The organism is Halobacterium litoreum (assembly GCF_021233415.1).
Taxonomy (GTDB): domain Archaea; phylum Halobacteriota; class Halobacteria; order Halobacteriales; family Halobacteriaceae; genus Halobacterium; species Halobacterium litoreum.
This window is the reverse complement of record NZ_CP089466.1, coordinates 1,390,495-1,412,007: the sequence shown is the minus strand read 5'-3', so window position 1 is coordinate 1,412,007 and position 21,513 is coordinate 1,390,495. Positions and strand designations below refer to the sequence as shown.

Below are 21,513 nucleotides of genomic sequence, written 5' to 3'. Positions count from 1 at the left end.
TGCGGGGGCTACCGAACGGCGATGAGCGACACCGGCGCCCCCCACACGCTCGACGACGTCACCGTCGTGATGGGGACGTACAACGAGGAGGCCGCAATCGGCACCGTCCTCGACGACATCGACGCCGCGACCGACGGTCGCGCCAGCGTCGTCTGCGTCGACGGCTCCAGCGACCGCACCCCCGAAATCGCGCGCGACCACGGCGCTCGCGTCTACGAACAGGAACCGCGCGGCTACGGCGTCGCCGTCCACGCCGCGCTCACCGCCGCCGACACGCCCGTCGTCGTCACCACGGACTGCGACGACACGTACCCGATGGAGCGCATCCCCGACTTCCTCGACCGCATCAACGAGGGCTACGACGTGGTGAGCGGCGACCGCCTCTACTGGGGCGCCGACGAGATGCCCGCCGTCAACCGCCTCGGGAACGCCGCGTTCGCCGCCGTCGCGTCCGCGCTGGTGGGCGAGCGCGTCCACGACACCACCACGGGGATGCGCGCCTACCGCCGCGACGTCATCGAGGACATCGAGTGGACGCAGAACACCGGCCTCTCCGCGGAACTGCTCGTGCGCCCGCTCTGCCGGGACTACGACGTCCTGGAGACGCCGATCGAGTACGACGAGCGCCTCGGCGAGACGAAACTCGACCCGCTCTCGGGCGGCGCCGAGATTCTCGGCTCCATCCTGAAGGTCGCCGTCGAGGAACGCCTGCGCTGACTCTGCTTCGGTTCTCCTACGCGCACCGAGAGGTCCGAGAACGCCACTCGGGGCATAAGTATATGCCGTTCGGCGTCGTCCAGAACAGTATGGTAAAGTTATCAATTAATAGCCGGGCGAACAAAATTGGGCGAGCGGGCACGCGGAGCGTCGGGTCGCTCCACCGACACCTCTCCGGGTGGTACCACGTCGGCCTGCGAGTCGGCGCGTTCTACGCCGCGTGGATTCTCCTCGGCCTCGCCGTGAACACGTACGCCAGCACGGAAGCGTTCCGGCAGATCGGCGCGATGATGTTCTGGATGGCGTGGCTGTTCGTCGCCGGCACCGTCGTCTTCGCCGCGGGGCTCGGGGCGCTCGGCGCCGTCGGCGCGTACCGGCGACGCCGGAACGCCGCGCAGTACGGCCGCTGACTCGCTCTTTCTCTCGGTAGTCAGTTCGCGCGCACGCTGACGTTCAGTGACGCGCCCTCGGGGCCGACGCCCGGCACGTAGACGGCGCTCCCCTCGCAGGTCTGGAGGTCGGTACAGAGTTCTCGGTACGGCGTGAGCGCGCGGTAGCCGTCCGCCGTCTCCTCGACGGGCAGGCGCACGCCGTACGAGAACCCCGCGCCGTAGCCGCCGTCGACGAGCGCGCGCACCTCGACGGTGCCGTTCAGCGGAATCGTCGCGTTCCCCGTCGGCGACACCGGGCCGTCGAGGCCGACGCGGCCGTCCCGAACGACGATGTCGAACGCCGCGCGCTCCCTCGTCGCCGCGCCGTCGAGCGTGTAGTACGCGCTCCGGTCGCCCGACTCGAGCGTGAGCGTGACGCCCGCCGTCCAGTCAGGCAGGCCGACTTCGACGTCCGCGGTGAGCGCGTCCCCGGAGACCATGCTGACGCGGTGGAGGTCGGGGTCGACGGGTTCGGCGGAGTACGGCGACCACGGCCCCCGGTAGACGTACCGGTAGGTCTCGCGGTCGGGGTACGCGTCCCACACCTCGAAACTGTGGTCGCGGAGCGCGTACACCGTGTCGCCGTCGAACCCGGGGTCGTTCCGGAGGTACTGGAACGGGTGGTTCAGCCAGTCGCCGTAGGGGTCCGGCAGGAGCACGACGGCGTCGTCGGGCGGCGACGGCTCGAACGGTTCGTAGGCGACCTCGTAGTGGTCCGTGAACGCGGCGTTCTCGCGCACCGGCTCGGCGGTCGCTGACGCCGCCACACCGCCGAGCGCGGCGCTCCCGACGAGCAGGACGGCGACGGCGACGGGTCGCGCTCGCGCGTCCGAGAGTCGGGCGTCGAGGACGCCGCGCAGGCCGTCGAACGCGGCGAGAATTCCGACCGCGGCGAACGCGCTCGCGGGCACGAGCAGGTCGAAGTGGTAGTACGGACCGAGTGTGTCTATCAGGCCGTCGGAGTGGTCCGCGAGGTCGCCGAGGACGTTCCGGTTCCCCCAGAAGTAGACGTTCCCGACGAGGACGCTCGCGGCGACGCCGGCGAGCACGCGCTGGCGCCACGCCCACCCGCGTCGGTGGACGGCGACGCCGCCGAGGACGGCGAGCACGGGGCCGAGCGCGCCGAACGGCCCCCACTCGGCGAGGAACTCCCACGCGACCTCGGCGTTCGACCGGAGCGCGAGCCGAACCGTGTACTGTTGCTCGTAGCCGAGAATCTCGCGGTGGCCGAACCCGAGGCCGTCCAGCGGCGCGAACGCCTGATACGGGAACACGAGCGCGTGCCCGGTGACGACGGCGTTGTACCCGAGCGCGGTGGCGACGCCCGCGAGGCCGAGGCCGGCGGTGGCGACGCGCCGGCGGAACAGGGGCGTGACGGCGCGCTCGCGGAGCGGGCCTCGGAGCGTCCAGACGGCGTGGACGACGAACGGCGCGGCGAACAGCACCGACGTGAACGGGCGCGAGAAGAACGCCGCGCCGACGGCGGCGCCCGCGATTGTGGCCCAGCGCGCGCTCCCGGTGCGCTCGGCCCGGAAGTACGCGAACGCGAACGCGAGGTTCAGCATCGTCGTCGGCGCGTACGGCAGGAAGACGCCGGACTGCACGACGAACATCGGCGAGCAGACGAGACAGACCGCTGCGAGCAGGCCGGTGCGGTGGTCGAACGCCTCGCGGACGACGCCGTACAGCAGGCCGACGTTCGCGGCGGCGACGGCGGGCAGCGCGTACCGGTAGTCTCCGGCGAGTTCGCCGAGCGCGTAGACGACGGCGGTCGGCGGCGCGTACTTCGGGTAGAGACCCTGTGCGGACTCGACGAAGAACCACGGCCGGAACGCGCCGTCGACGGGCGGCCGGAGGAACAGTTGGCCGTCCAGCAGCATCGCGGCCTGCTGGAGGTAGACGGCCTCGTCGTGGTTCGTGGAGTGGTACGGGAAGACGAGGACGGAGACGGCGTACGCGAGCGCGCCGGCGAGCGCGGCGACGGCGAGCGGGCCGACGGGAGCGGCGGCGAGCGCGTCGCGGACGCGCCGCCAGCGAGTCATCGCGTCGGATACCACGCCAGCGAGTGGTCGGAGACGAGGTCGACCGCGACCGACTCGCCGACGTCCATGTCCTCTGCGTGGTTGTGCAGACAGCGCACCACGTCGCCGTTGTCGAGTTCGACGTGGTAGATGAAGGAGGGGCCGGTGTACTGGCGTTTCACGATTTGGCCGTTCGCGGTGGCCTCGTTCGCGGGGACGGCGCGCAGGTCGTCGGGGCGAACGAGCACGTCGACCATCGCGCCGGCGTAGCCGTCCGAGAGCCCCTTCAGGAGCGTGCGGTCGTAGGAGCCGATGCAGGTGTCGACCGTCTCCTCGCCGACGCGCCCCGAGAGGAACCCCGCCTGCCCGAGGAAGGACGCGACGAACCGCGACTCGGGGTGTTCGAAGACGCCCTCGGGTTCGCCGACCTGTTCGAGGCGGCCGTCGTTCAGGACGGCGACGCGGTCCGAAATCGAGAGTGCTTCTTCCTGGTCGTGCGTGACGGAGACGGCGGTGACGCCGGCCTCCTTGAGGATGCGCCGGACCTCCTCGCGCATCTCGACGCGCAGGCGCACGTCCAGATTCGAGAACGGTTCGTCGAGCAGGAGGATGTCCGGTTCGGGCGCGAGGCTCCGGGCGAGCGCGACGCGCTGTTGCTGGCCGCCCGAGAGTTGGTCCGGCGACCGGTCGCCCATCTCGGGCATGTCCACGAGGTCGAGCAGGTCGTCGACGCGCTCGCGGGTCGCGTCGGCGTCCCACTCCTTGAGCCCGAACGCGACGTTCTCACGGACGGAGAGGTGGGGGAACAGCGCGAAGTCCTGGAAGACGATGCCGACGCCGCGGGTCTCCGGGTCGACGAACGTGTCGTCGTCCGCGACCGTCTCGCCGGCGAGCGTGATGGTGCCCTCGGTCGGGCGTTCGAGGCCGGCGAGCATCCGCAGCGTCGTCGTCTTCCCGCAGCCCGACGGCCCGAGCAGCGTGAGCAGTTCGCCGTCCCGGACGTCGAGTTCGAGGTCCGTGACCGCGTCCTCGGCGCCGTAGGCCTTCGTCACGCCGTCGAGTTCGAGGACGGTGTCGCGGTCGGTCGCGTCGGCCTCGGGCGGCGACGCGTCGTCGGTTCGCGTGTCCGTCGCGGGTGTCGGGTCAGCCATTGTATCGTTCCTGAGCGAGGATGACGACCATCGAGAGCGCGGAGACGCCCACGAGCACGAGCGCGGGAATCGCCGCCGCGCCGTACGAGCCGGCTCCTCTGACGAGCCAGATGTAGGACACGAGGGTTTCAAAGCCTATCGGACTCAGCAAGAGCGTCGCCGGGAGTTCCTTCATCGTCGTGAGGAACACGAGCGCGGCGCCGGCGGCGACGCCGGGCGCGATGAGCGGGAGCGTGACCTCGCGGAACGCCGCGAACGGCGACCGCCCGAGCGTCTGGGCGGCCTCCGTGAGCTTCGGGTCGACCTGCAGGACGGAGGACTTGACGGTGCCGACGGCCTGCGGGAGGAAGCGCACGACGTACGCGAACACGAGCAGCGGGACGGTCTTGTAGACGGACTGGAGGAGGCCCGTGACCGACTCGGCGCCGACCGGCAGCCACCACGTCAGGAGGTCAGCGCTCGTCGTCAGGTAGATGAGCGCGAGGCCGATGACGACGCCGGGAATCGCGTACCCGACGTACGTGAGGCGGTCGACGACCGTCGACGTCAGCGAGTCCGAGCGCGCGCCGTAGCCCGCGACCGGGAGCGCCATCAGGGTGGCGACGAGCGCCGCGGCGACGGCGACCTTCAGGGAGTTCCACGCGACGGCGGGGTCGAACTGGAAGACGGTCTCGCCGCCGCGGTAGAGCCACCAGCCGAGCACGCCCAGCGGCACGCCGAGACAGAGGACGGCGACGAGCGCGCAGAACGCGAGCGCCGGCCACTTCCAGGCGCCGAGTTCGATGCGGTTGGGCTGCCGGGACCCCCGAGAGATGTACGACGTCGTCGAGCCGCCGATGCGGGACTCCAGTGCGAGCACGACGGCGACGACGGCGAGCAACTGCAGGGACAGCATCGCGGGGTAGCCCTCGGGCACGCCGAGGCTGCGCTGGGCGACGTAAATCTGCTGTGTGAACACCTGGTAGCGCATCAGCGACGGCGTCCCGAAGTCAGAGAGCGCGTACAGCGACGCGAGCAGGCCGCCCGCGGTGATGCCGGGGAGAATCTGGGGGAGCGTCACGCGCTTGAACGCCTCCCAGCGGGAATGATTGAGCGTGCGCGCCGCCTCGACGAGCGTGCCGTCGAACGAGAGGAGCGCGGCCCGCGTGGTGAGGAACACGTACGGGTACGTGAACAGAACCAACACGAGCGCGGCGCCGTGCAGCCCGTAGATGGCGGGGATGCGCTCGATACCGAGGGGCGCGAGCAGGTCCGCGAGTTCGCCCCGCGGGCCGAACGCCGCGATGAACGTGAACGCGCCGATGTAACTCGGGACGACGAGGGGGAGCGCGCCGACGATGGTCCAGAACCGCCGGAACGGCAGGTCGGTCTGGACGGTGAGCACCGCGAGCGGGACGCCGACGGCAATACAGCCGACGGTCACGATGCCGGTGAGCACGAGGCTGTTGACGAGCACCTGCACGCTGCTGGGCTTCGCGACGAGCCCGAGCAGGTGGCCGAGGCCGTAGTCGGAGGCGCGCGCCAAGAGGACGACCACGGGGAGCGAGACGACCGCCGCGACGGCGCCGGCGGTGGCGGCCAGCGAGAACCCGGTGTCTTCGTCGGCGTCGTCGCTGGCGTCGTTCCGGAGCCTGTCGAGGCGGTCGCTGGTGGCCATCTACGAGAGGATGCCGACGTCCCGGAGCAGTTCGAGGGTGGGCTGGACGTTCGACAGCTTCTGGAGGTCGAGTTCCGGCGGCTGGAGTTCGCTGAGCGGCGGGAGCGGGCCGACCGGGTCGACGCCCTCGATCATCGGGTACGCGAAGCCGCGCGTGGCGAGGAACTCCTGGGCCTCCGCGGAGAGCAGGTGACGGACGAAGTTCTCGGCGAGGTCGCTCTTGTTCGACCCCTTCAGGACGGAGGCGCCGGCGGCGTTCACGAGCGACCCGGCGTCGTTCTGCGTGAACGTCACGTCGAGGGGGGCGTCGGGCCGGCCGGCGAGCACGAGCATCGTGTAGTAGTGGTTCGCGAAGCCGGCGCCGAGTTCGCCGTTCGACGTCGCCTGCGCGACGAGGTACTCGTTGTTGTAGCGGTTGACGTTCTGGTCGAGCATCCCGTTGAGCCACTCGCGGGTGGCTTCCTCGCCGCGGATGAGTCGCATCGCGGTGACGAACCCGTGGAACGCGCCGTAGGTCGGCGCCCAGCCGACGTTCCCGGCGAACCGGGACTCGGTGGTGAACGCGTCGATGCTCGTGGGCATGTCGGACTCGCTGAACTCGTCGGTGTTGTACGGGATGGCCCGCGAGCGGCCCGCGACGCCGACCCACTGGTCGTTCGGGTGGTAGCGCTCGAAGGCCGGGGAGACGGTGTCACTGGAGAGCGTGGTGGTCGCGCCGTTCTCGGAGACGTACGCCAGCGACCCGATGTCGACCGACCAGAAGACGTCGGCCTGCGTGGTGCCGCTCTCGTGTTCCTGGACGACGGTGTTCGCGAGTTGGCTGGAGGGCTGGGTGTCCCACGTCGCCTCGAAGCCGTCGTAGTAACTGTTGAACAGTTCCATGAGGTTGACGTACCGGCCGCCCTCGCCGCCGCCGAGGTAGACCGAGAGGTCGCCTTCGAGGTCCGGGAGGTCTTCGATGGAGGTGCCGCCGGGGGCGGGGCGGTCGGAGACGAACTGCCCGGAGCCCCGGAAGTCCGCGAGCGTCGGCTTGTCGCCGTCGGAGCCGTCCGAGCCGCCGCCGAGGATGCCGGTACAGCCGGAGAGACCAGTCAGCGTCGCTGCGCCCGTCGCCGCGAGGAATCGGCGTCGAGACTGTCCGAATCGTTCGCTCATACTCTGAATTAGGTCGGCCTAAAACGTTTATAATTACCGGTTCGCGGGCGACCGCGAACGCCGTCAGTCGTCTGCCGGGACCGCGACCTCGCGGTCCGCCAATGCGTCCAGACACTGCACCCAATCGAGCAGGTACTCGCCGCACTCGTTCAGGAACGCGCCGTTGTTGTACTCGCCGTAGTCGCCGTCCGTGAGCCGTCGACCGACGGCCTGCGCGACCGCCGCGTAACTCGCCTCCTCGGGGTCGACGGCCGCGACCTCCTTCCAGAAGTGCTCGTTCAGTTCGAGGCCCGCGACCTCGTTCGCGAGGTCGTCGAACGTCGACCGCGGCGCCTTGTTGTGCTCGCAGAGCGGGTCGCCGTTGTAGACGTGGCCGCCCACCACGTCGGCCGCGCGCTTCAACAGGACGCCGCTCCAGATGTCGTCGAAGCGGCCCACGTCCCACGCGTTCTCGTCCATCGGGAACTGGTAGAACGCCGGAATGACCTCGCGGCGGAACGCGAGGTTCATCGAGCAGACGGTGAGGTAGTTGCCCTCCCGGGCGACGAAGTCCCGGTCGAAGTCCCCCGTCTCGGTGCGCGTCTGGGCCTGTCCCTGCAGGTCTCCGTCCATCAGGATGCGCACCGCGTCGAGGTCCGGAACGTTCGTCCAGAGGCCCTGCGACGCGACGACGTGGTCGACCTCGGTCGGTTCCGTCTCGACGGTCTCGTCCATCGCGGAGTACGGGTAGCCCCGCGGGTAGAGGTCGGTGTCGGACTGGTAGAGGACGTTCACCCACTCCTCGTCCGAGGCGACGCCCTCGGTTTCGCCCTCGAACGCGAGGTTCTCGAGGTGCGTGCCGAAGAAGCCGTGGTCGTCGTGGGGGAGCGTGTCGTCGTCGATGAACACGCCGTACTCGAACTCGTTGGCCCACATGTACAGCAGGCCGAAGGAGGTCTGGGCGTGACTCGCCGCGGGAATCAGGTGGTCGTACTCGGCGACGCCCTGCTCGGCGAACCACTCCTCGCGGTCCGACTCGTCGAAGACGGCGCCGGCGACGCCCTCCTCGTCGAGCATCTCGCGCATCCCGTCGGTGTCACAGAAGTCCTCGGTGACGAGGGCGACGAACAGGCGATCCAGGTCGAAGCCGTGGTCGCGCGCGTTCCGGAAGTACGAGCGCATGCACTCGTACTCGCGGATGGTGGGCACGACCACGCAGACGTCTCGGGTCATCCGTTACGCCACACTATTTAGGCCACCCTAAAGTAGGTGTCGTTGTCTACGCGAGGCTCGCTACGGACTGCTGGAGCCGAATCGTCGGCGGCACCAGCAGCCCGCCCAACAGCACGAGGAAGACGTACTCCATGCTGTCCGCGACGGCGCCCGGCGCGACCAGCGCCACCAGCCCCGTCGCCGCGACGCCCGTCGCACACACCATCACGATGAGCAGGTGGCGACGCAGCGTGTCCATCGTCGTGCCGTGCGCGAGCGCCTCCAAGCGCTCGCTGAACGCCACGCCGTACGCCGCGAACCCGAGCGCGCCGACGCCGCGCAACACGGCCGTCGTCGTCGTGTCGCCGAGCCACACCACGACCACCCACTCCAGCGCGATGACGACGACGAACCCGAACTCCAGCGCGCGCAGCGTCTCCAGGGACGTCTCACGCTCCTCGGGCGGCGGCGCGAGCGCGCTGTCGAAGTACACCTCCCGCATCGAGAACGCCACGAACGCAATCGAGAACAACAGCGCCACGTCCGCGAACGCTCGCACCACGACGCCGCCGCCGGCGACGAGACCGAGGCCGCAGACGCCGAACGCCGCCACCGCCAGCCCGAGATACGTCAGGTAGCCCCAGAACTGGTCGTACCCCTCCATCCGGTCGAGCGCGTAGTTCTGGAGCGCGTAGTACGTGAACGCCGCGCCCGCCACCACGAGGATGCCGTAGCCCGTGAACGCCACGGCGTCCAGCACGTCCGCCGGCGACGCCATCAGGCCTCACCTCCGACGTCGGCCGCGACGCCGTCGAGCGCGCGCTGGAAGTCCAACACGGTGTCGAAGCGCCCCGGCTTCTCGTCGACGACGGAGAGCGCGAACAGGTCGTCGGCGGACGCCGGGAGCGCCGGGTTCTGCCGGGTCGCGGGCACCAACTCGCCGCCGGTCACGGGCCTCTCGCCGGTCAACAGGAAGTACGTCACCGCGCCGAGGCCGAACACGTCCGTCGCCTGGTCGAAGCGCCCGTACGTCTCCGGCTCGCGGTGTTCCGGCGCCGCGAACGCGTCCGGCACGGGCGGCGTGTAGACGGCGCTCGCGGCGTGCGCGAACCCCCAGCCGCCCACGACGGGCGCGTCCCAGTAGCCCGACCCGGTGTCCACGAACCGAACCGCGCCCGGGTGGAGCCCCCCGTGGACGACGCCGCGAGCGTGCGCGTGACTCACTGCCTTCGTCACCGCGCCCGCCGTCCACACCGCCGCGCGCAGCGTCTCCGGCGCGCCCCGCCGGTCGAGCGTCGCGCCGTCGTCGTACTGGGTCGCCACCCAGTCGTCGCCCCGTCCCAGCACGGGCATCACGTGGTCGTGCCCGTCGACCGCCGCCCACGCGTCCACGCCGTCGCGGAACGCCGACCGGACCGACGGGTCGTCCACGTGCAGTCGCCGGAACGTCACCAGCCCGTGCTCCAGCGTGTCCTCGTCGACGGCCGCCCGGTGGTCCGTCGTCAGCACGCCCTCGCGGAGTTCCATGTTCGGGTCGAGTTCGTCCCGCGACAGCGAGAGGTCGGGCGGCGCCGGCACGTCTTCCGGCGGGCGGTCAGCGACCGACGACTCGTCGTCGTCCACCTGCTTCGGCGCGTCCTCGCCGAACGAGACGTACACCGGCTGTGGCTGCTCGTCCTCGGTCGTCGTGACGACGGAGACGCCCTCGGGGAACAACTCGGCGTACGCCGGGTGCGCGCGAACCAGCATCGGGTAGCCGGCGTCGTCGGCGCGCTCGGCTATCGCCTTCGTCACCTCGCGGACCGCCTGCTTCGCGTACCGCCGCAACAGCGCGTCCTCGGAGCGCGTCAGCGGCGCGATACTCGTCAGCCCCGCCGTCGCGCGCGCCGGATACGACTTCGTCACGCCCGCCACGGCGACCACGCCGTTCTGCCGGACGAGCGGGTCGTCGGCGCGCGTCAACTCCACGAGGTCCGAGAACTTCACGGAGAGCGCGTCGGGTTGCTCCTCCGCGAGTTCCGCGAGCACCCACGTCGCGCCCCGGCGCACCCACACGTCGTCGTCGCTCACGCACTCGACGACGCTGTCGAGGTGCGCGCGCACCGTCGTCGGTTCGCTGGTCGCGGATTCCACGAGGCGCCACGCGGCGCCGGCGCGCACGTCGGCGTCGTCGCTGTCGAGCGCCTCGACGAGCGATTCGACGCCGTCCGCGTCGACGGCGCCCCTGAGCGCGGCGATTTGGTCCGAGTCGACCTCGCGGCCTGCTGTGTCGGGGTCCATGCGGTGCTGTGTCTCCGCGTACTCGGATGTCAGGCCTCATTGAACTTTGGGTGTCGGACGCGAAGAAAACGTAAAGGAGCGGTCCGTCGTCGGTGGCGTATGGACCGCGTAGCGATAATCGGTGCGTCGATGACGCAGTTCGGCGACCGCGACGCGTGGATACGCGAGTTGCTGGCCGAGGCCGGCGACAGCGCGCTCCGCGACGCGGGCGTCGACGGCAGCGACCTCGACCACCTCTACGTCTCGAACATGGCGAGCGGCGAGTTCGAGGGGCAGACCGGCGTCCCGAACGCGCTCGCCCACGACCTGAACGCCGTGCCGGCGTACACGGCGCGCATCGACCAGACGAGTTCCTCCGGCGGCGCCGGCATCTTCGCCGCGTGGCAGTCCGTCGCGTCGGGCGCCAGCGAGATGACGATGCTCGTCGGCGGCGAGAAGATGACCCACCGCACCACGGGCGAGGCGACGGACGTCATCGCCAGCCTCACGCACCCCGTGGAGTACAAGCACGGCGTCACGCTCCCGAGTTTCGCGGGGATGACCGCGCGCAAGTACTTAGACGAGTACGACGCGCCCCGCGAGAGCCTCGGGAAGGTCGCCGTCAAGAACCACAAGAACGGACTGGACAACCCCCACGCGCAGTTCCGGAAGGAGGTCGACCTCGACACCGTACTCGACTCGCCAATCGTCGCGGACCCCCTGCGCCTCTACGACTTCTGTCCCATCACGGACGGGAGCGCGGCGCTCGTGTTCTGCCCCGAGTCCGTCGCTCGGGAGTACACCGACGACTACGTCGTGGTGTCGGGCGTCGGCGGCGCGACGGACACGCACGTCGTCCACGAGCGCGACGACCCGACGACGATGGGCGGCGTCGTCGAGTCCTCGCAAATCGCCTACGAGATGGCCGACCGCGGCCCCGAGGACATCGACGTGGCGGAACTCCACGACATGTTCACCATCCTCGAGTTCCTCCAGAGCGAGGACCTCGGCTTCTTCGAGAAGGGCGAGGGCTGGAAGGCCGTCGAGGAGGGCGTCACCGACCGCGACGGCGACCTCCCCATCAACACCTCGGGCGGCCTCAAGTCGAAGGGCCACCCGCTCGGCGCCTCCGGCGTCGCACAGGCGTACGAACTCTACCAGCAGTTGCTCGGCGACGCCGGCGCGCGACAGGTCGACGCGGAGGTCGGCCTCGCGTGCAACGTCGGCGGGTTCGGGAACTGCGTCTCCACCACCATCCTCGAACAGCCATGACACTCGACGCATACCGCTGCGAGAACGGTCACGTCACGTACCCCGGCCACACCCGGTGTCCCGACTGCGGCGAACCCCAGACCGACACCGTGGACCTCTCCGAGGAGACGGGCGAGGTAGTCACGTGGACCACCTCGACGGCGACGCCGCCGGGCGTCCGCGAACCGAACCACCTCGCAATCGTCGAGTTCGAGGTCTCCGAGTCACACTCGGATGGCTCGTCGGACTCGTCTGCCGGTGTCGACGGCGAGACCGTGCGCGCGCTCGGCCAACTCACGACCGCCGACGGCGTCGAAATCGGCGACGAGGTCGAACCCGTCTACGTCGAGGAACTCCGCGAACCCGGCGCGGGCATCCGCGAACCCGAGAGTCAGGAGTGGGACGGCTACCGGTTCGAGCCGGTCTGAGAGCCCACCGCGCCAGACTCAACACTCGCAGGTCGGCGGGTCGGCGACGGACAGCGTCTCGCAGTCGTCGCCACAGCCACACGGCACCACGTCGGCCATCTCCTCGATGCGCAGGAGCGCGCCGACGAACTCCGCCCCTTCCTCGGTGAGTCGGTAGGTCGTCCGCGGCGGCGTCGTCGCCTCGACCTCTCGCTCGACGAGGCCGGCACACCGCAGGTCAGAGAGGCGCGCGGACAGCGCCTTCGACCGGACGCGGAGGTCGTCTTTCAGTCCGTTGAAGCCGCGGTCGCCGTCGGCGAGCGCGCGGAGCACGTGGAACGCCCACTTGTGGCCGAGCACGTCGTGAACGCGGTGCCAGGTCTCCTGCCAGTCGTCCATGTCCGACGGGTCGCGCTCCACGGGCATCAATTGTCGGGCGCGGTTTCCGCGCGGAAACCTCGTATTCGGGCGGCTACTGCGGCTTTATCGGAGTCGCGGACCGAGTGAGAGACGCGATGCCAGCCGACTGCTGTGAACCGACGGACGCCGACGAACCGACCGCGAGTGACTGCTGTTGCTGTTGTGTCTGTCGCTGTTAGGATAGGAGCGCGCCTCAGAACCCCTCTCTGAGGAGCGTCGGGCGCTCGGGGAACGCGCTCGCGAGGAAGTCGGCGGCCTCGTCGCCGCCCGCGAGGTCGCCGACCGTCGCCAACTCCTCGGCGCTCCGGTAGCCGACGTACAGTTGCGAGAGCGCGCCGACGCCGAGTTTGACCGCCGGGTCGTCTGCGGTGGGCTCGACCCGTCCCTCGCCGTCCGCCACGGAGAGGCGGAACGTCTCGTCGTTCCAGTCGGCCAGCGGGTCCGCGACCGCGAGCGTCACCGACCCGGCGACGCTCTCGGGGTACGAGAGCGCTTCGAGGGCCGCGGGCACGTCCACGAGCCGGAACATCGGCCCGACGTGCAGGGACGCCTCGACGTCGTCGGCGTCCGGAATCACGTCCATGAGGTCGGCGTCGGCGGGCGTCCAGAAGCGCACGCGGTCGACCTGCGAGTCGTGGTCAGCGTAAAACTGGAGGAGCGCGAGCATCGCGTCGTGGTCGACGGCCGCCACGTCCTGCGCGCGCAGGACCTTCCCGTCGTCCTCGCCGTCCACGTCGTAGACGACGTACGCCGCGAGGTCGCCGTCGCGCTCGAAGCCGTACGCGTACGGGTCGTCGCCCCAGCCCGTCAGCACGCGTTTGCGCCACCACTCCTCGGTCCGATCCATCGTGAGTTCGTAGCGCTCGCCGTGCGCGTCGTGGACGGCGTCCATGCGCTCCCAGTCGTCGGCGTCCAGTCGCACGAATTCGCCGCCGTCTCGGTCGCGGGCGAACGCGAGGTCGCCGGGGTCGCACTCGTGTTCGACGCCGCGGCTACACGTCGCCCAGCCGTACTGCCCGTAGAACGTGCGCTTGAACGGCCAGAGCGCCGAGAGGTGGACGTCGTTCTCGCGGGACTCGCGGAGCGCGCCCGCGAGCAGGTCGCGGACGTACCCCTGGCGCCGGGACTCGGGCGGGCTCGCGACCGCCGACAGGCCGTCGAGCGCGTGGACGTCGCCGCGGACGCGCGTCTCGAAGTCGACGAGTTTGCAGACGGTGCGGAGGTCGCCGTCGTCGTAGAGGCCGTACCGCGTGCCGACCTCCCAGGCGGCGGGCGTCTCCTCGTCCTCGTCGTCTGGCGGGCCGGCCTCCGGGCGGAACGCGTACCGCACGAGGTCGCGGAACGTCTCGGTGTCGGCCTCGGGGACGCGTCGGAACTCGGGCATACGGGAGGACGCGGCGCCGGCGTGCTTGAAGGTACCGGGAGTTCAGAATCCGCGGCGGTACTGCGGCGGGACGTCGATGGCGTCCTCGCGGCCGAGGTCGCGGGCGGCGTGCAGCGGGAAGTAGGGGTCACGCAGGAACTCGCGGCCGACGATTGCGAGGTCCGCGCGCCCGTTGCGAATCACGTCGTCGGCCTGCTCGCCGGTCGTGATGCCGCCGACGGCGCCGACGGCGATGTCGGACGCCGTCTCAGAGCCGATGCGCTCGGCGAACCGCGTCTGGTAGTTCGGGCCCACCCAGTCGATGTCCTGGTCCGGGTGGATACCGCCCGAGGAAACGTCTATCAGGTCCACGCCGAGGTCTGCGAGGCGGTCGGCGAGCCGAATCGACTGCTCGACGTCCCACGACTCCCGGTCGTCTATCCAGTCCGTCGCGGAGATGCGGACGAGCACTGGCATCCCGTCGGGCCACTCCTCGCGCACGGCCTCGGTGACCTCGCGCAGGAGTCGGGTCCGGTTCTCGAAGTTCCCGCCGTACTCGTCGTCGCGACGGTTCGCGACCGGCGACAGGAACTCGTGGAGGAGGTAGCCGTGAGCGGCGTGGATTTCCGCCACCTCGAAGCCGGCCTCGCGAGCGCGCCGCGCGCCCTCGCGGAACGAGTCGACGACGCCCGAAATCTCGTCGCGGGAGAGTTTCCGCGTCTCCGTCGGGTCGTCGTCGTACGGGTACGGGACGGCGCTCGGCGCGACCGCGTCCCAGCCGCCGTCGTCGTAGTCGAGCACGCGCCCGTCCTCCCAGGGACGCGCGGTGCCGGCTTTCCGGCCGGCGTGCGCGAGTTGGATGCCGGGCGTGGCGCCCTGTGATTTCACGAATTCGGCGACGGGCGCGAGCGCGTCGCGGTGGTCGTCGCTCCAGATGCCGAGGTCCTCCGGCGAGATGCGGCCCCGGGGCTCGACGGCGGTGGCTTCGGTCAACACGAGACCGGCGCCGCCGACGGCACGCGACCCGAGGTGGACGCGGTGCCAGTCGGTCGCGAGGCCGTCGCGGTCCTCACAGGAGTACTGGCACATCGGCGACACGGCGAACCGGTTTCGCACCGTGGTTTCGCGCAGTTCCAGCGGCGAGAAGACGTCGTCTACCATTCGTCGCTCCGTACCGCCGCCAGCGGTATAGCGGTGGTGGCGAGGGAGCGTCTCGCCGCCACCTCTCGGATTTAATCCAACAGGTTGGTTACAAAATATTTATCAGAGTGTGTGCCGTGTGTTCGCGCAGCGATGGGAGACTCTCAGTCCGATGGCGAGTGGACGACGGCGCCCGACACGTTCACCGAGGCGCTCGACGACCTGAAGGCGGACGGCTGCATGCTGCTCGTCGTCGACGGCGCGACCGACCACGTCGGCTGTGACCGGATGCTCGGGGACGCGACGACCGAAGACCGCCGTCGGTTGTTCGTCCGCGCGGACACGGCGGCGTCACCCCACGTGGACGCGGCGGCTCCCGACGCCACGGCGCGCGAAACGGTCGTCTACCGAACCGGCGCGCGCACGGCGACAGCGGCCGCGTCGAACCGCGCCGACGCGCCGACCGCGGCGGTGGGCGACGTCGACGCGCTCGCCGGTGCGACCGAAGACGCCGTCCAGTCGCTCGCGCCGCCCTCCGGGTTCGAATCCGGCCAACTCCGCGTCTGCCTCGGCGGCGTCGGGGACCTGCTCGCCGACGACGACCTCGCCGCGGTCGTCTCCTACGTGCGACGCCTCCGCGAGACCGTCACGGCCGCCGACGGCATGGGTCACGTCCACGTCGACGACCGCGTGCCCGCGACGGCAGTCGAGGCGCTCCTCAAGCAGTTCGACGCGGTCGTCGAGGTGGCAGACGCCGGCGACGCCCGCCAGCGCTGGCACCTCCCCGACGAGTCCCTGTCGACCGAGTGGCTCGACCTCTAGTCCTCCTCGTCGAGCGTCGCCGCGTCCTCCATCTCCGGGTCCTCGTACGCTTCGTCTTCCGCTGCTTCTTCGGCTTCGTCTCCGTCGTCTTCCGTTTCGCTGTCGGCGTCCGCGACGTGTACCTCGGCTTCGACCTCGATTTCGAGGCCGGGCGCGTTCAGTTCGGCCTCGAAGGCCTCGGCATCGCCGTGTTCGACTTCGAGTTCGGACGAGTCCACTTCGACCTCGATTTCGGTGTCGACGTAGACGTCTGACATCGACCGACAGTTCGCGGCCCAGATAGAAGAGTGCGGGGGCCGTGTGGAGTTCTCTTTCGCCGAACTTGGTAGTGTAGTGTGCTATCATACAGCACTATCTCGCTGCCTGGGATACGACCCGTACACTCTAAAGCGCTATACAGAATTCTCCTCGGTCGTGTTCGGGACGGTGCTTATGCGGTGGCGCGTCGAACGAACGCCCATGGTCTCACGAGGCGACAGCGCACCCCGAATCGCGGCGACAGTCGGCACCAGCGACCACGAGGACTTCGCGCTCGGCGACCACCTCGGCGACGGCCCGGTCGTCCTCGCGTTCTTCCCCGGCGCGTTCACGCCGCCGTGTACGAACGAGATGGTCGCGCTGCAGGAGCGACGCGGCGAGTTCGCCGACGCCGGTGCGGACGTGTTCGGCGTGAGCGCCGACTCCCCGTTCTGTCAGGGCGCGTTCCGGGACGAACACGGCATCGAGTTCGAGTTGGTGAGCGACACCGCGGGGGCGGCGATTCGCGACTACGGGGTCGAAATCGACATCCCCGAGCTCGGCCTGTACGGCGTCGCGAACCGCGCGGTGTTCGTACTGGACGCCGACGGCACGGTGACCTACGACTGGGTCGCCGACGACCCGACGAACGAGCCGGACTACGACGCCGTCCTCGACGCGGTCCGGGCGGCGGCCGAGTAGGCGGCGTGGCGTCCCGCAAGGACTGGCACCTACCCCGAGTTATTTGGCGACGTACCACACACCGAGACACATCTAATGACGTCAGAGGAGATGAGCGCACACCACCGCACAGTGGGGCGTGCGCTCGATACGATTCGGTCCGCAGCGACAGAACTCGGCGTACCGGCCGCCACGGAGGAGACGGCGACGACGGTGTTTCGGCGCTACCGCGACCAACGCGACGGCCCGCCGAACTCCGTGCGGACGACCGGCGCGGCCTGTCTCTACGTCGCGTGCAAGGTCGAGCGCGTCCCGCGGACGGTCGACGAGGTGGTGGCGGCGGCGGACGTGGACCGCACCCACCTCCTGCGGCGCGCGAAGGACGTGACGAGCACGCTCGGCGTTGACCTCTCGGGGTTCGCGGACGCGACCCAGTACGTCGAGCGGTACGCCGACGACCTCGAACTGCCGACTGCGGTGCGAGAGCGCGCCGTCGAAATCGTGAACTGCTGTGAGGAAGCGGGTATCGCGGGCGGGAAGTCGCCGAGCGGGTGGGCGGCGGCCGCCGTCTACAACGCCTGCGTCGAGGCCGACCTGGACGTGCGACAGGACACGCTCACCGAACTCGCGGACGTCACCCACGTCACGATTCGGAACCGCTACCAGGACCAACGCGAGGTGCTCCGCGAGCGCAATCCGCCGCCGGAGCGCGCGGTCGCGGCGCTGGACTGGTACGAGACGTACCTGTCGACGTCGGAGTACGTCCACTCGTCGGCTCGCGACCTCTTGGAGCGCGTGGCCGACGCGGAGGACGTGGACGAGGCGCCGGCGGCGTGGGCGGCCGCCGCGCTCCGGGTGGCCAGCGACCGGGCGGGCCGCCCCATCGGGATGAAGGCGCTGAAGACGCCGTCGGGCTGTTCGTCGACCGAGATTCACGACCGCACGTCGGCGCTGAGCGCCGACTGAGCCGGTCACTCTTCTGCGAGGACGGGGATGAACTCGCGCTGTTCGGCGAGGACGTCGCTGTCGAGGTCGGCGACGAGCGTGCGTTCGTCGCGGTTGAGCGCGGCGCTGACGGCGCCGTCGGGGCGGACGACCGCCGAGCGTCCCGCGTAGTCGACGGCGGGCGAGTCGGGGAGGTCGCGGCGACCCGTGCGGCCACAGCCGACGACCCAGCGCACGCCGTCGAGCGCGCGGGCGCGCAGGAGGAGTCGCCAGTTCTCGCTGTACGCGCCGGGCCACGCGCCGACGACGAACAGGGCGTCGACGCGCTCGCGGGCGAACTCGGCGCTCACGTCCACGAAGTTCAGGTCGTAACACGTCACGAGGCCGGTCTCGCCGGCGGGCGTGTCGACGGTGACGGCGTCGTCGCCGGTCGCGAGCACGCTCGCTTCGCCCGCCCAGAGGTTGCGCTTCCGGTAGAAGGTGCGGTCGCCGTCCGGGGTGACGTAGGCGACCGTGTTGTAGTGGGCGTCGTCGCCGGCTTCGACGAACCCCGCGAGAATCGCGGTGTCGTGGTCGTCGGCGTAGGTCGCGAGGCGGGCGAGTTCGTCGCCGTCGCGGTCGAGCGCGGCGTCGTGGACGCGGTCGTCGGCGACGAAGCCGGTGAGCGCGTACTCGGGGAACAGCGCGACGTCCACGCCGTCGTCGAGGGCGGCGAGGCGTTCGCCGACGGTGGCGAGGTTGGCGGCCGGGTCGAGGTCCGTGAGGTCGGTCTGGCAGGCGGCGACGGTCGGGTCTGGCACGCTCGCGGGTAGGCGTGCGGCCGACAAGAAACGCGCGAACCACGCTTATTCGTTTGTGAGTAAAATCTTTACAGTCGGGCTGCCAAGGACCGTGGTATGGGACAGAGAGCAATTCGACGCCGGGAGCGCCCCTACGTCGGCGGGGAGTGGGTGTCCGGCGGGGACGCCGTGCCCGTCACGGACCTCGCTGACGGCGGCACGTTCGCGTCCGTCGCCGGCGCCGACGAGGACGACGCCGAAGCAGCGCTCGCGGCCGCCGAAGCCGCGAAAGCGCCGCTCCGCGAGACGACGATTCCGGAGCGCGTGGCGTGGCTGGAAGCCATCGCCGAGGGCCTCCGCGCCCGCAAATCCGAACTCGCCGAGGTCATCGTGCGCGAAGCCGGGAAGCCGATTTCGAGTGCGCGCGGCGAAGTCGAGCAGGCCGCCGAGCGCTTCGAGCGCGCGGTCGGCGAGATTCGCCACCTCAAGGGCGAGTACCGCGAGGGAACCACCGGCGGCCACGAGGGCTGGAAGGCTCTCGTCAAGCACGAGCCGGTCGGCGCGGTGCTCTGTATCACGCCGTACAACTACCCGCTCGCGACAACCGCGCTGCAGGTCGCGCCCGCGCTCGCCGCGGGGAACGCCGTCGTCCTGAAGCCCGCGAGCAAGACGCCCGTGAGCGCGGCCATCCTCGCGGACGTCATCGCGAAGACCGACGTGCCGGACGGCGCGTTCAACTTCGTGCCGGGGAAGGCGAGCGTCGTCGGCGACAAACTCGCGGGCGACGACCGCGTGAACGCCATCGCGATGACGGGGTCGTCGGGCGCCGGCAAACACGTCGCCAAACAGTCCGGCATCACGCGCCTCCACATGGAACTCGGCGGAAACGCGCCCGAGGTCGTCTTCGAGGACGCCGACCTCGACGAGGCCGCCGCGGCCGCCGCCAAGGGGTCGCTGAAGTACGCCGGCCAACGCTGTTCAGCCGTCTCGCGCGTGCTCGCCCACGAGTCCGTCCACGACGACCTCGTGGAGCGCATCGACAGCGGGATGGACGACTGGACGGTCGGTGACCTCTTCGACGAGGACACCGACCTCGGCCCCCTCGTCAGCGAGGAGCAGGCCGACTGGGTCGAGGAACTGGTCGAGGACGCAATCGAGCGCGGCGCGACGGTCGTTCGCGGCGGCGAGCGCTACGAGGAAAACGGCGTCCACTTCTTCGAGCCGACGCTGCTCGCGGACGTGCCACAGGACGCGCGCATCGTCCACGAGGAGCAGTTCGGGCCGGTCTGTGCGGTGACGACGTTCAGCGACGACGCCGACGCAATCGAGTTGGCGAACGCGTCGGACCTCGCGTTGGACGCCTGCGTGTTCACGAGCGACTACGACCGCGCGCTCGACGCCGCAGAGCGCATCGACGCGGGCGCGGTCCGCATCAACGGCGCGCCGAGCCACGGCCTCGGCGACATCCCGTTCGGCGGGAACGACGCCTCCGGTATCGGCCGGGAGGGCCTCGATTCGACCATCCACGAGTTCGTGCGGAAGAAGTCCATCGTCCTCTGAATCGGCGCGGTCGACGCCGCGCCGTCGCTTGCTCCGTTCTCACGCGACGAACAGCATCGGCACCATTCCGGCCACGCCCACCGTGAGACCGGTCACGAGTTCGCGCGTGCCGTCGTTCGGGAGACGAGCGCCGACCTCGCGGGCCTCGGGGATGAACTCGTGGAGGACGAGGAACACCATCGCGCCGCCCGCGAAGCCGTAGCCGACGGGGAGGAGGGTGCGCGCGACTTGCACGAAGCCGAACGCGAGCACCGCGCCGATGGGCTGGGGGACGCTCGTGAACACGGCGACGCCGACGAGTTTCCAGCGGCGCGCGCCGTGTTCGTGGAGCGGGATGGACACCGCGAGGCCCTCGGGGATGTTGTGGATGGAGATGGCGATGGTCATGAACACCGCGAGCAGCGGCACCGAGAAGCCGAGAATCGGGTAGCCGCCGTCAAGGCCCATGTCGGCGAAGGAGACGCCGACGGCGACGCCCTCGGGGAACGAGTGGACGGTGAGGACGCCCGCGATGAGGACGAGTTTCTTGAAGTCGGCGGCCGCGATTTCTCGGGGCGCGAACTCGTAGTCGTCGATGATCCGCTCGGCGGCGACGACCAGGAGGACGCCGGCGCCGGCGCCCGCGGCGACTTCGAGAGGAGTGCCGTAGTTGAGGCCTTCGCGGAAGAGGCCGAATCCGGACGCCGAGAGCATGATGCCGGACGCGAGTCCCCAGAGGCCGACGCGCCAGCGGTCGTCCACGTCGTCGACGAAGAAGAAGGGGAGTGCGCCGAGCCCCGTGGCGAGGTCCGTCAGGAGGCCGGCGAGGAAGACGAACGCGAGCGCACCCGTGAGTTCCATGCCCGAGGCTACGAACGTCTCGACAATACTCTTTTCCATCTCGGAAAGAAATATTTGGTTAACCTAAAATCGGGCGCCTGAAGGTGGCCGACTGCGACGCTCCCCGCATGGACGAACAAGCACGCGTCGCCGCGTTCCTCGACGAGGAGAATCTCCACGCGCCGCCCGCCAACCGCGTCCTCGACCTCGCCAGCGAAGTCGGCGAACTCGCGAAGAACGTCAACGAATCCACCGACTACGGCGCCGGCGACGGCGCGGACGTCGACCGCGACGAACTCGGCGACGCGCTGTTCTGCCTGCTCGCGCTCGCCGACGAACTCGACTACGACGCCGGCGCCGCCCTCGACGAAGCGCTCGCGAAGTACGAAGAGCGCATCGCCGACTCCGGGAGCGCCGGGTCCGGCGAGTGACTGTCACGCCGGCCCACGCCGAGTGACGACGACTCCCGCACGGCCCGCGACTCGCCCGGTTTTATGCTGGCTGCCG

22 protein-coding genes are annotated in these 21,513 nt (G+C 70.1%); 9 read left to right on the top strand and 13 right to left on the bottom strand.

The window, feature by feature from the left end; all coding sequences use genetic code 11:
• The first annotated feature begins 21 nt into the window (after positions 1-21).
• Together LT972_RS07775 and LT972_RS07770 are read left to right on the top strand one after the other, a co-directional pair.
• Positions 22-717 (top strand): dolichyl-phosphate hexose transferase, encoded by a 696-nt coding sequence (locus tag LT972_RS07775; RefSeq protein WP_232569166.1) that lies wholly within the window; start codon positions 22-24, stop codon positions 715-717.
• 89 nt (positions 718-806) lie between these two features.
• Positions 807-1,127, top strand: coding sequence for a hypothetical protein (locus LT972_RS07770; RefSeq protein WP_232569164.1), 321 nt, complete (start codon positions 807-809; stop codon positions 1,125-1,127).
• Between the two features lie 20 nt (positions 1,128-1,147).
• Here the strand turns inward: LT972_RS07770 and LT972_RS07765 are convergent, their stop codons facing one another.
• The 7 genes from LT972_RS07765 to LT972_RS07735 all read right to left on the bottom strand — a co-directional run bounded on the left by LT972_RS07765 (position 1,148) and on the right by LT972_RS07735 (position 10,603).
• On the bottom strand, positions 1,148-3,205 hold the full coding sequence (locus LT972_RS07765) for a DUF7846 domain-containing protein (protein ID WP_332839495.1): 2,058 nt from the start codon (positions 3,203-3,205) through the stop codon (positions 1,148-1,150).
• Positions 3,187-4,320 (bottom strand): ABC transporter ATP-binding protein, encoded by a 1,134-nt coding sequence (locus LT972_RS07760; protein ID WP_232569116.1) that lies wholly within the window; start codon positions 4,318-4,320, stop codon positions 3,187-3,189. The genes LT972_RS07765 and LT972_RS07760 overlap by 19 nt, the downstream gene beginning before the upstream one ends.
• On the bottom strand, positions 4,313-5,977 hold the full coding sequence (locus LT972_RS07755) for an ABC transporter permease (RefSeq protein WP_232569114.1): 1,665 nt from the start codon (positions 5,975-5,977) through the stop codon (positions 4,313-4,315). The genes LT972_RS07760 and LT972_RS07755 overlap by 8 nt, the downstream gene beginning before the upstream one ends.
• Positions 5,978-7,132 (bottom strand): extracellular solute-binding protein, encoded by a 1,155-nt coding sequence (locus LT972_RS07750; protein ID WP_232569112.1) that lies wholly within the window; start codon positions 7,130-7,132, stop codon positions 5,978-5,980. It lies immediately after the preceding gene.
• A 63-nt stretch (positions 7,133-7,195) separates the two neighbouring features.
• Positions 7,196-8,344, bottom strand: coding sequence for an alpha-1 4-glucan-protein synthase (locus LT972_RS07745; protein WP_232569110.1), 1,149 nt, complete (start codon positions 8,342-8,344; stop codon positions 7,196-7,198).
• A 46-nt stretch (positions 8,345-8,390) separates the two neighbouring features.
• Positions 8,391-9,101 (bottom strand): hypothetical protein, encoded by a 711-nt coding sequence (locus tag LT972_RS07740; RefSeq protein ID WP_232569109.1) that lies wholly within the window; start codon positions 9,099-9,101, stop codon positions 8,391-8,393.
• A complete protein-coding gene (locus tag LT972_RS07735; protein WP_232569107.1) occupies positions 9,101-10,603 on the bottom strand; it encodes a HEAT repeat domain-containing protein in 1,503 nt (500 codons plus the stop codon). The genes LT972_RS07740 and LT972_RS07735 overlap by 1 nt, the downstream gene beginning before the upstream one ends.
• A 99-nt stretch (positions 10,604-10,702) precedes the next feature.
• On the opposite strand from LT972_RS07735, the gene LT972_RS07730 reads away from it, so the two are divergent.
• Both LT972_RS07730 and LT972_RS07725 read left to right on the top strand, forming a co-directional pair.
• The gene (locus LT972_RS07730) at positions 10,703-11,854 is read left to right on the top strand and encodes a thiolase family protein (protein WP_232569105.1); all 1,152 of its coding nucleotides are present in this window, start codon (positions 10,703-10,705) and stop codon (positions 11,852-11,854) included.
• On the top strand, positions 11,851-12,261 hold the full coding sequence (locus LT972_RS07725; RefSeq protein ID WP_232569103.1) for a Zn-ribbon domain-containing OB-fold protein: 411 nt from the start codon (positions 11,851-11,853) through the stop codon (positions 12,259-12,261). The genes LT972_RS07730 and LT972_RS07725 overlap by 4 nt, the downstream gene beginning before the upstream one ends.
• Positions 12,262-12,279: 18 nt before the next feature.
• Here LT972_RS07725 and LT972_RS07720 read toward each other — a convergent pair whose 3' ends face one another.
• From LT972_RS07720 to LT972_RS07710, 3 genes are all read right to left on the bottom strand, one after another.
• The gene (locus tag LT972_RS07720; RefSeq protein ID WP_232569102.1) at positions 12,280-12,666 is read right to left on the bottom strand and encodes a winged helix-turn-helix transcriptional regulator; all 387 of its coding nucleotides are present in this window, start codon (positions 12,664-12,666) and stop codon (positions 12,280-12,282) included.
• A gap of 187 nt (positions 12,667-12,853) precedes the next feature.
• A complete protein-coding gene (locus tag LT972_RS07715; RefSeq protein WP_232569099.1) occupies positions 12,854-14,044 on the bottom strand; it encodes a GNAT family N-acetyltransferase in 1,191 nt (396 codons plus the stop codon).
• Positions 14,045-14,086: 42 nt separating this feature from the next.
• Positions 14,087-15,184, bottom strand: a complete 1,098-nt coding sequence (locus tag LT972_RS07710) for an NADH:flavin oxidoreductase/NADH oxidase (protein ID WP_232569098.1) — start codon at positions 15,182-15,184, stop codon at positions 14,087-14,089.
• A 132-nt stretch (positions 15,185-15,316) separates the two neighbouring features.
• Between LT972_RS07710 and LT972_RS07705 the strand changes: the two genes are divergently transcribed.
• Positions 15,317-15,985, top strand: coding sequence for a DUF7504 family protein (locus LT972_RS07705; RefSeq protein WP_232569096.1), 669 nt, complete (start codon positions 15,317-15,319; stop codon positions 15,983-15,985).
• Here the strand turns inward: LT972_RS07705 and LT972_RS07700 are convergent.
• On the bottom strand, positions 15,982-16,242 hold the full coding sequence (locus LT972_RS07700; RefSeq protein WP_232569095.1) for a hypothetical protein: 261 nt from the start codon (positions 16,240-16,242) through the stop codon (positions 15,982-15,984). The genes LT972_RS07705 and LT972_RS07700 overlap by 4 nt on opposite strands.
• 202 nt (positions 16,243-16,444) lie before the next feature.
• On the opposite strand from LT972_RS07700, the gene LT972_RS07695 reads away from it, so the two are divergent.
• The gene (locus LT972_RS07695; RefSeq protein ID WP_232569093.1) at positions 16,445-16,924 is read left to right on the top strand and encodes a redoxin domain-containing protein; all 480 of its coding nucleotides are present in this window, start codon (positions 16,445-16,447) and stop codon (positions 16,922-16,924) included.
• A gap of 75 nt (positions 16,925-16,999) precedes the next feature.
• Positions 17,000-17,869 (top strand): transcription initiation factor IIB family protein, encoded by an 870-nt coding sequence (locus LT972_RS07690; RefSeq protein ID WP_232569091.1) that lies wholly within the window; start codon positions 17,000-17,002, stop codon positions 17,867-17,869.
• Positions 17,870-17,874: 5 nt separating this feature from the next.
• On the opposite strand, the gene LT972_RS07685 is transcribed toward LT972_RS07690, so the two are convergent.
• Positions 17,875-18,648, bottom strand: a complete 774-nt coding sequence (locus tag LT972_RS07685) for a carbon-nitrogen hydrolase family protein (RefSeq protein ID WP_232569089.1) — start codon at positions 18,646-18,648, stop codon at positions 17,875-17,877.
• Between the two features lie 96 nt (positions 18,649-18,744).
• On the opposite strand from LT972_RS07685, the gene LT972_RS07680 reads away from it, so the two are divergent.
• Positions 18,745-20,187 carry an aldehyde dehydrogenase family protein gene (locus tag LT972_RS07680; protein WP_232569087.1) on the top strand — a complete coding sequence of 481 codons (1,443 nt, stop codon included), beginning with the start codon at positions 18,745-18,747 and terminating at the stop codon, positions 20,185-20,187.
• A gap of 39 nt (positions 20,188-20,226) precedes the next feature.
• Here the strand turns inward: LT972_RS07680 and LT972_RS07675 are convergent, their stop codons facing one another.
• Positions 20,227-21,027, bottom strand: a complete 801-nt coding sequence (locus tag LT972_RS07675) for a ZIP family metal transporter (RefSeq protein WP_232572662.1) — start codon at positions 21,025-21,027, stop codon at positions 20,227-20,229.
• Positions 21,028-21,134: 107 nt separating this feature from the next.
• Between LT972_RS07675 and LT972_RS07670 the strand changes: the two genes are divergently transcribed.
• Complete coding sequence (locus LT972_RS07670; protein ID WP_232569085.1) at positions 21,135-21,437, top strand: MazG nucleotide pyrophosphohydrolase domain-containing protein; 303 nt, start codon at positions 21,135-21,137, stop codon at positions 21,435-21,437.
• Positions 21,438-21,513 lie beyond the last annotated feature (76 nt).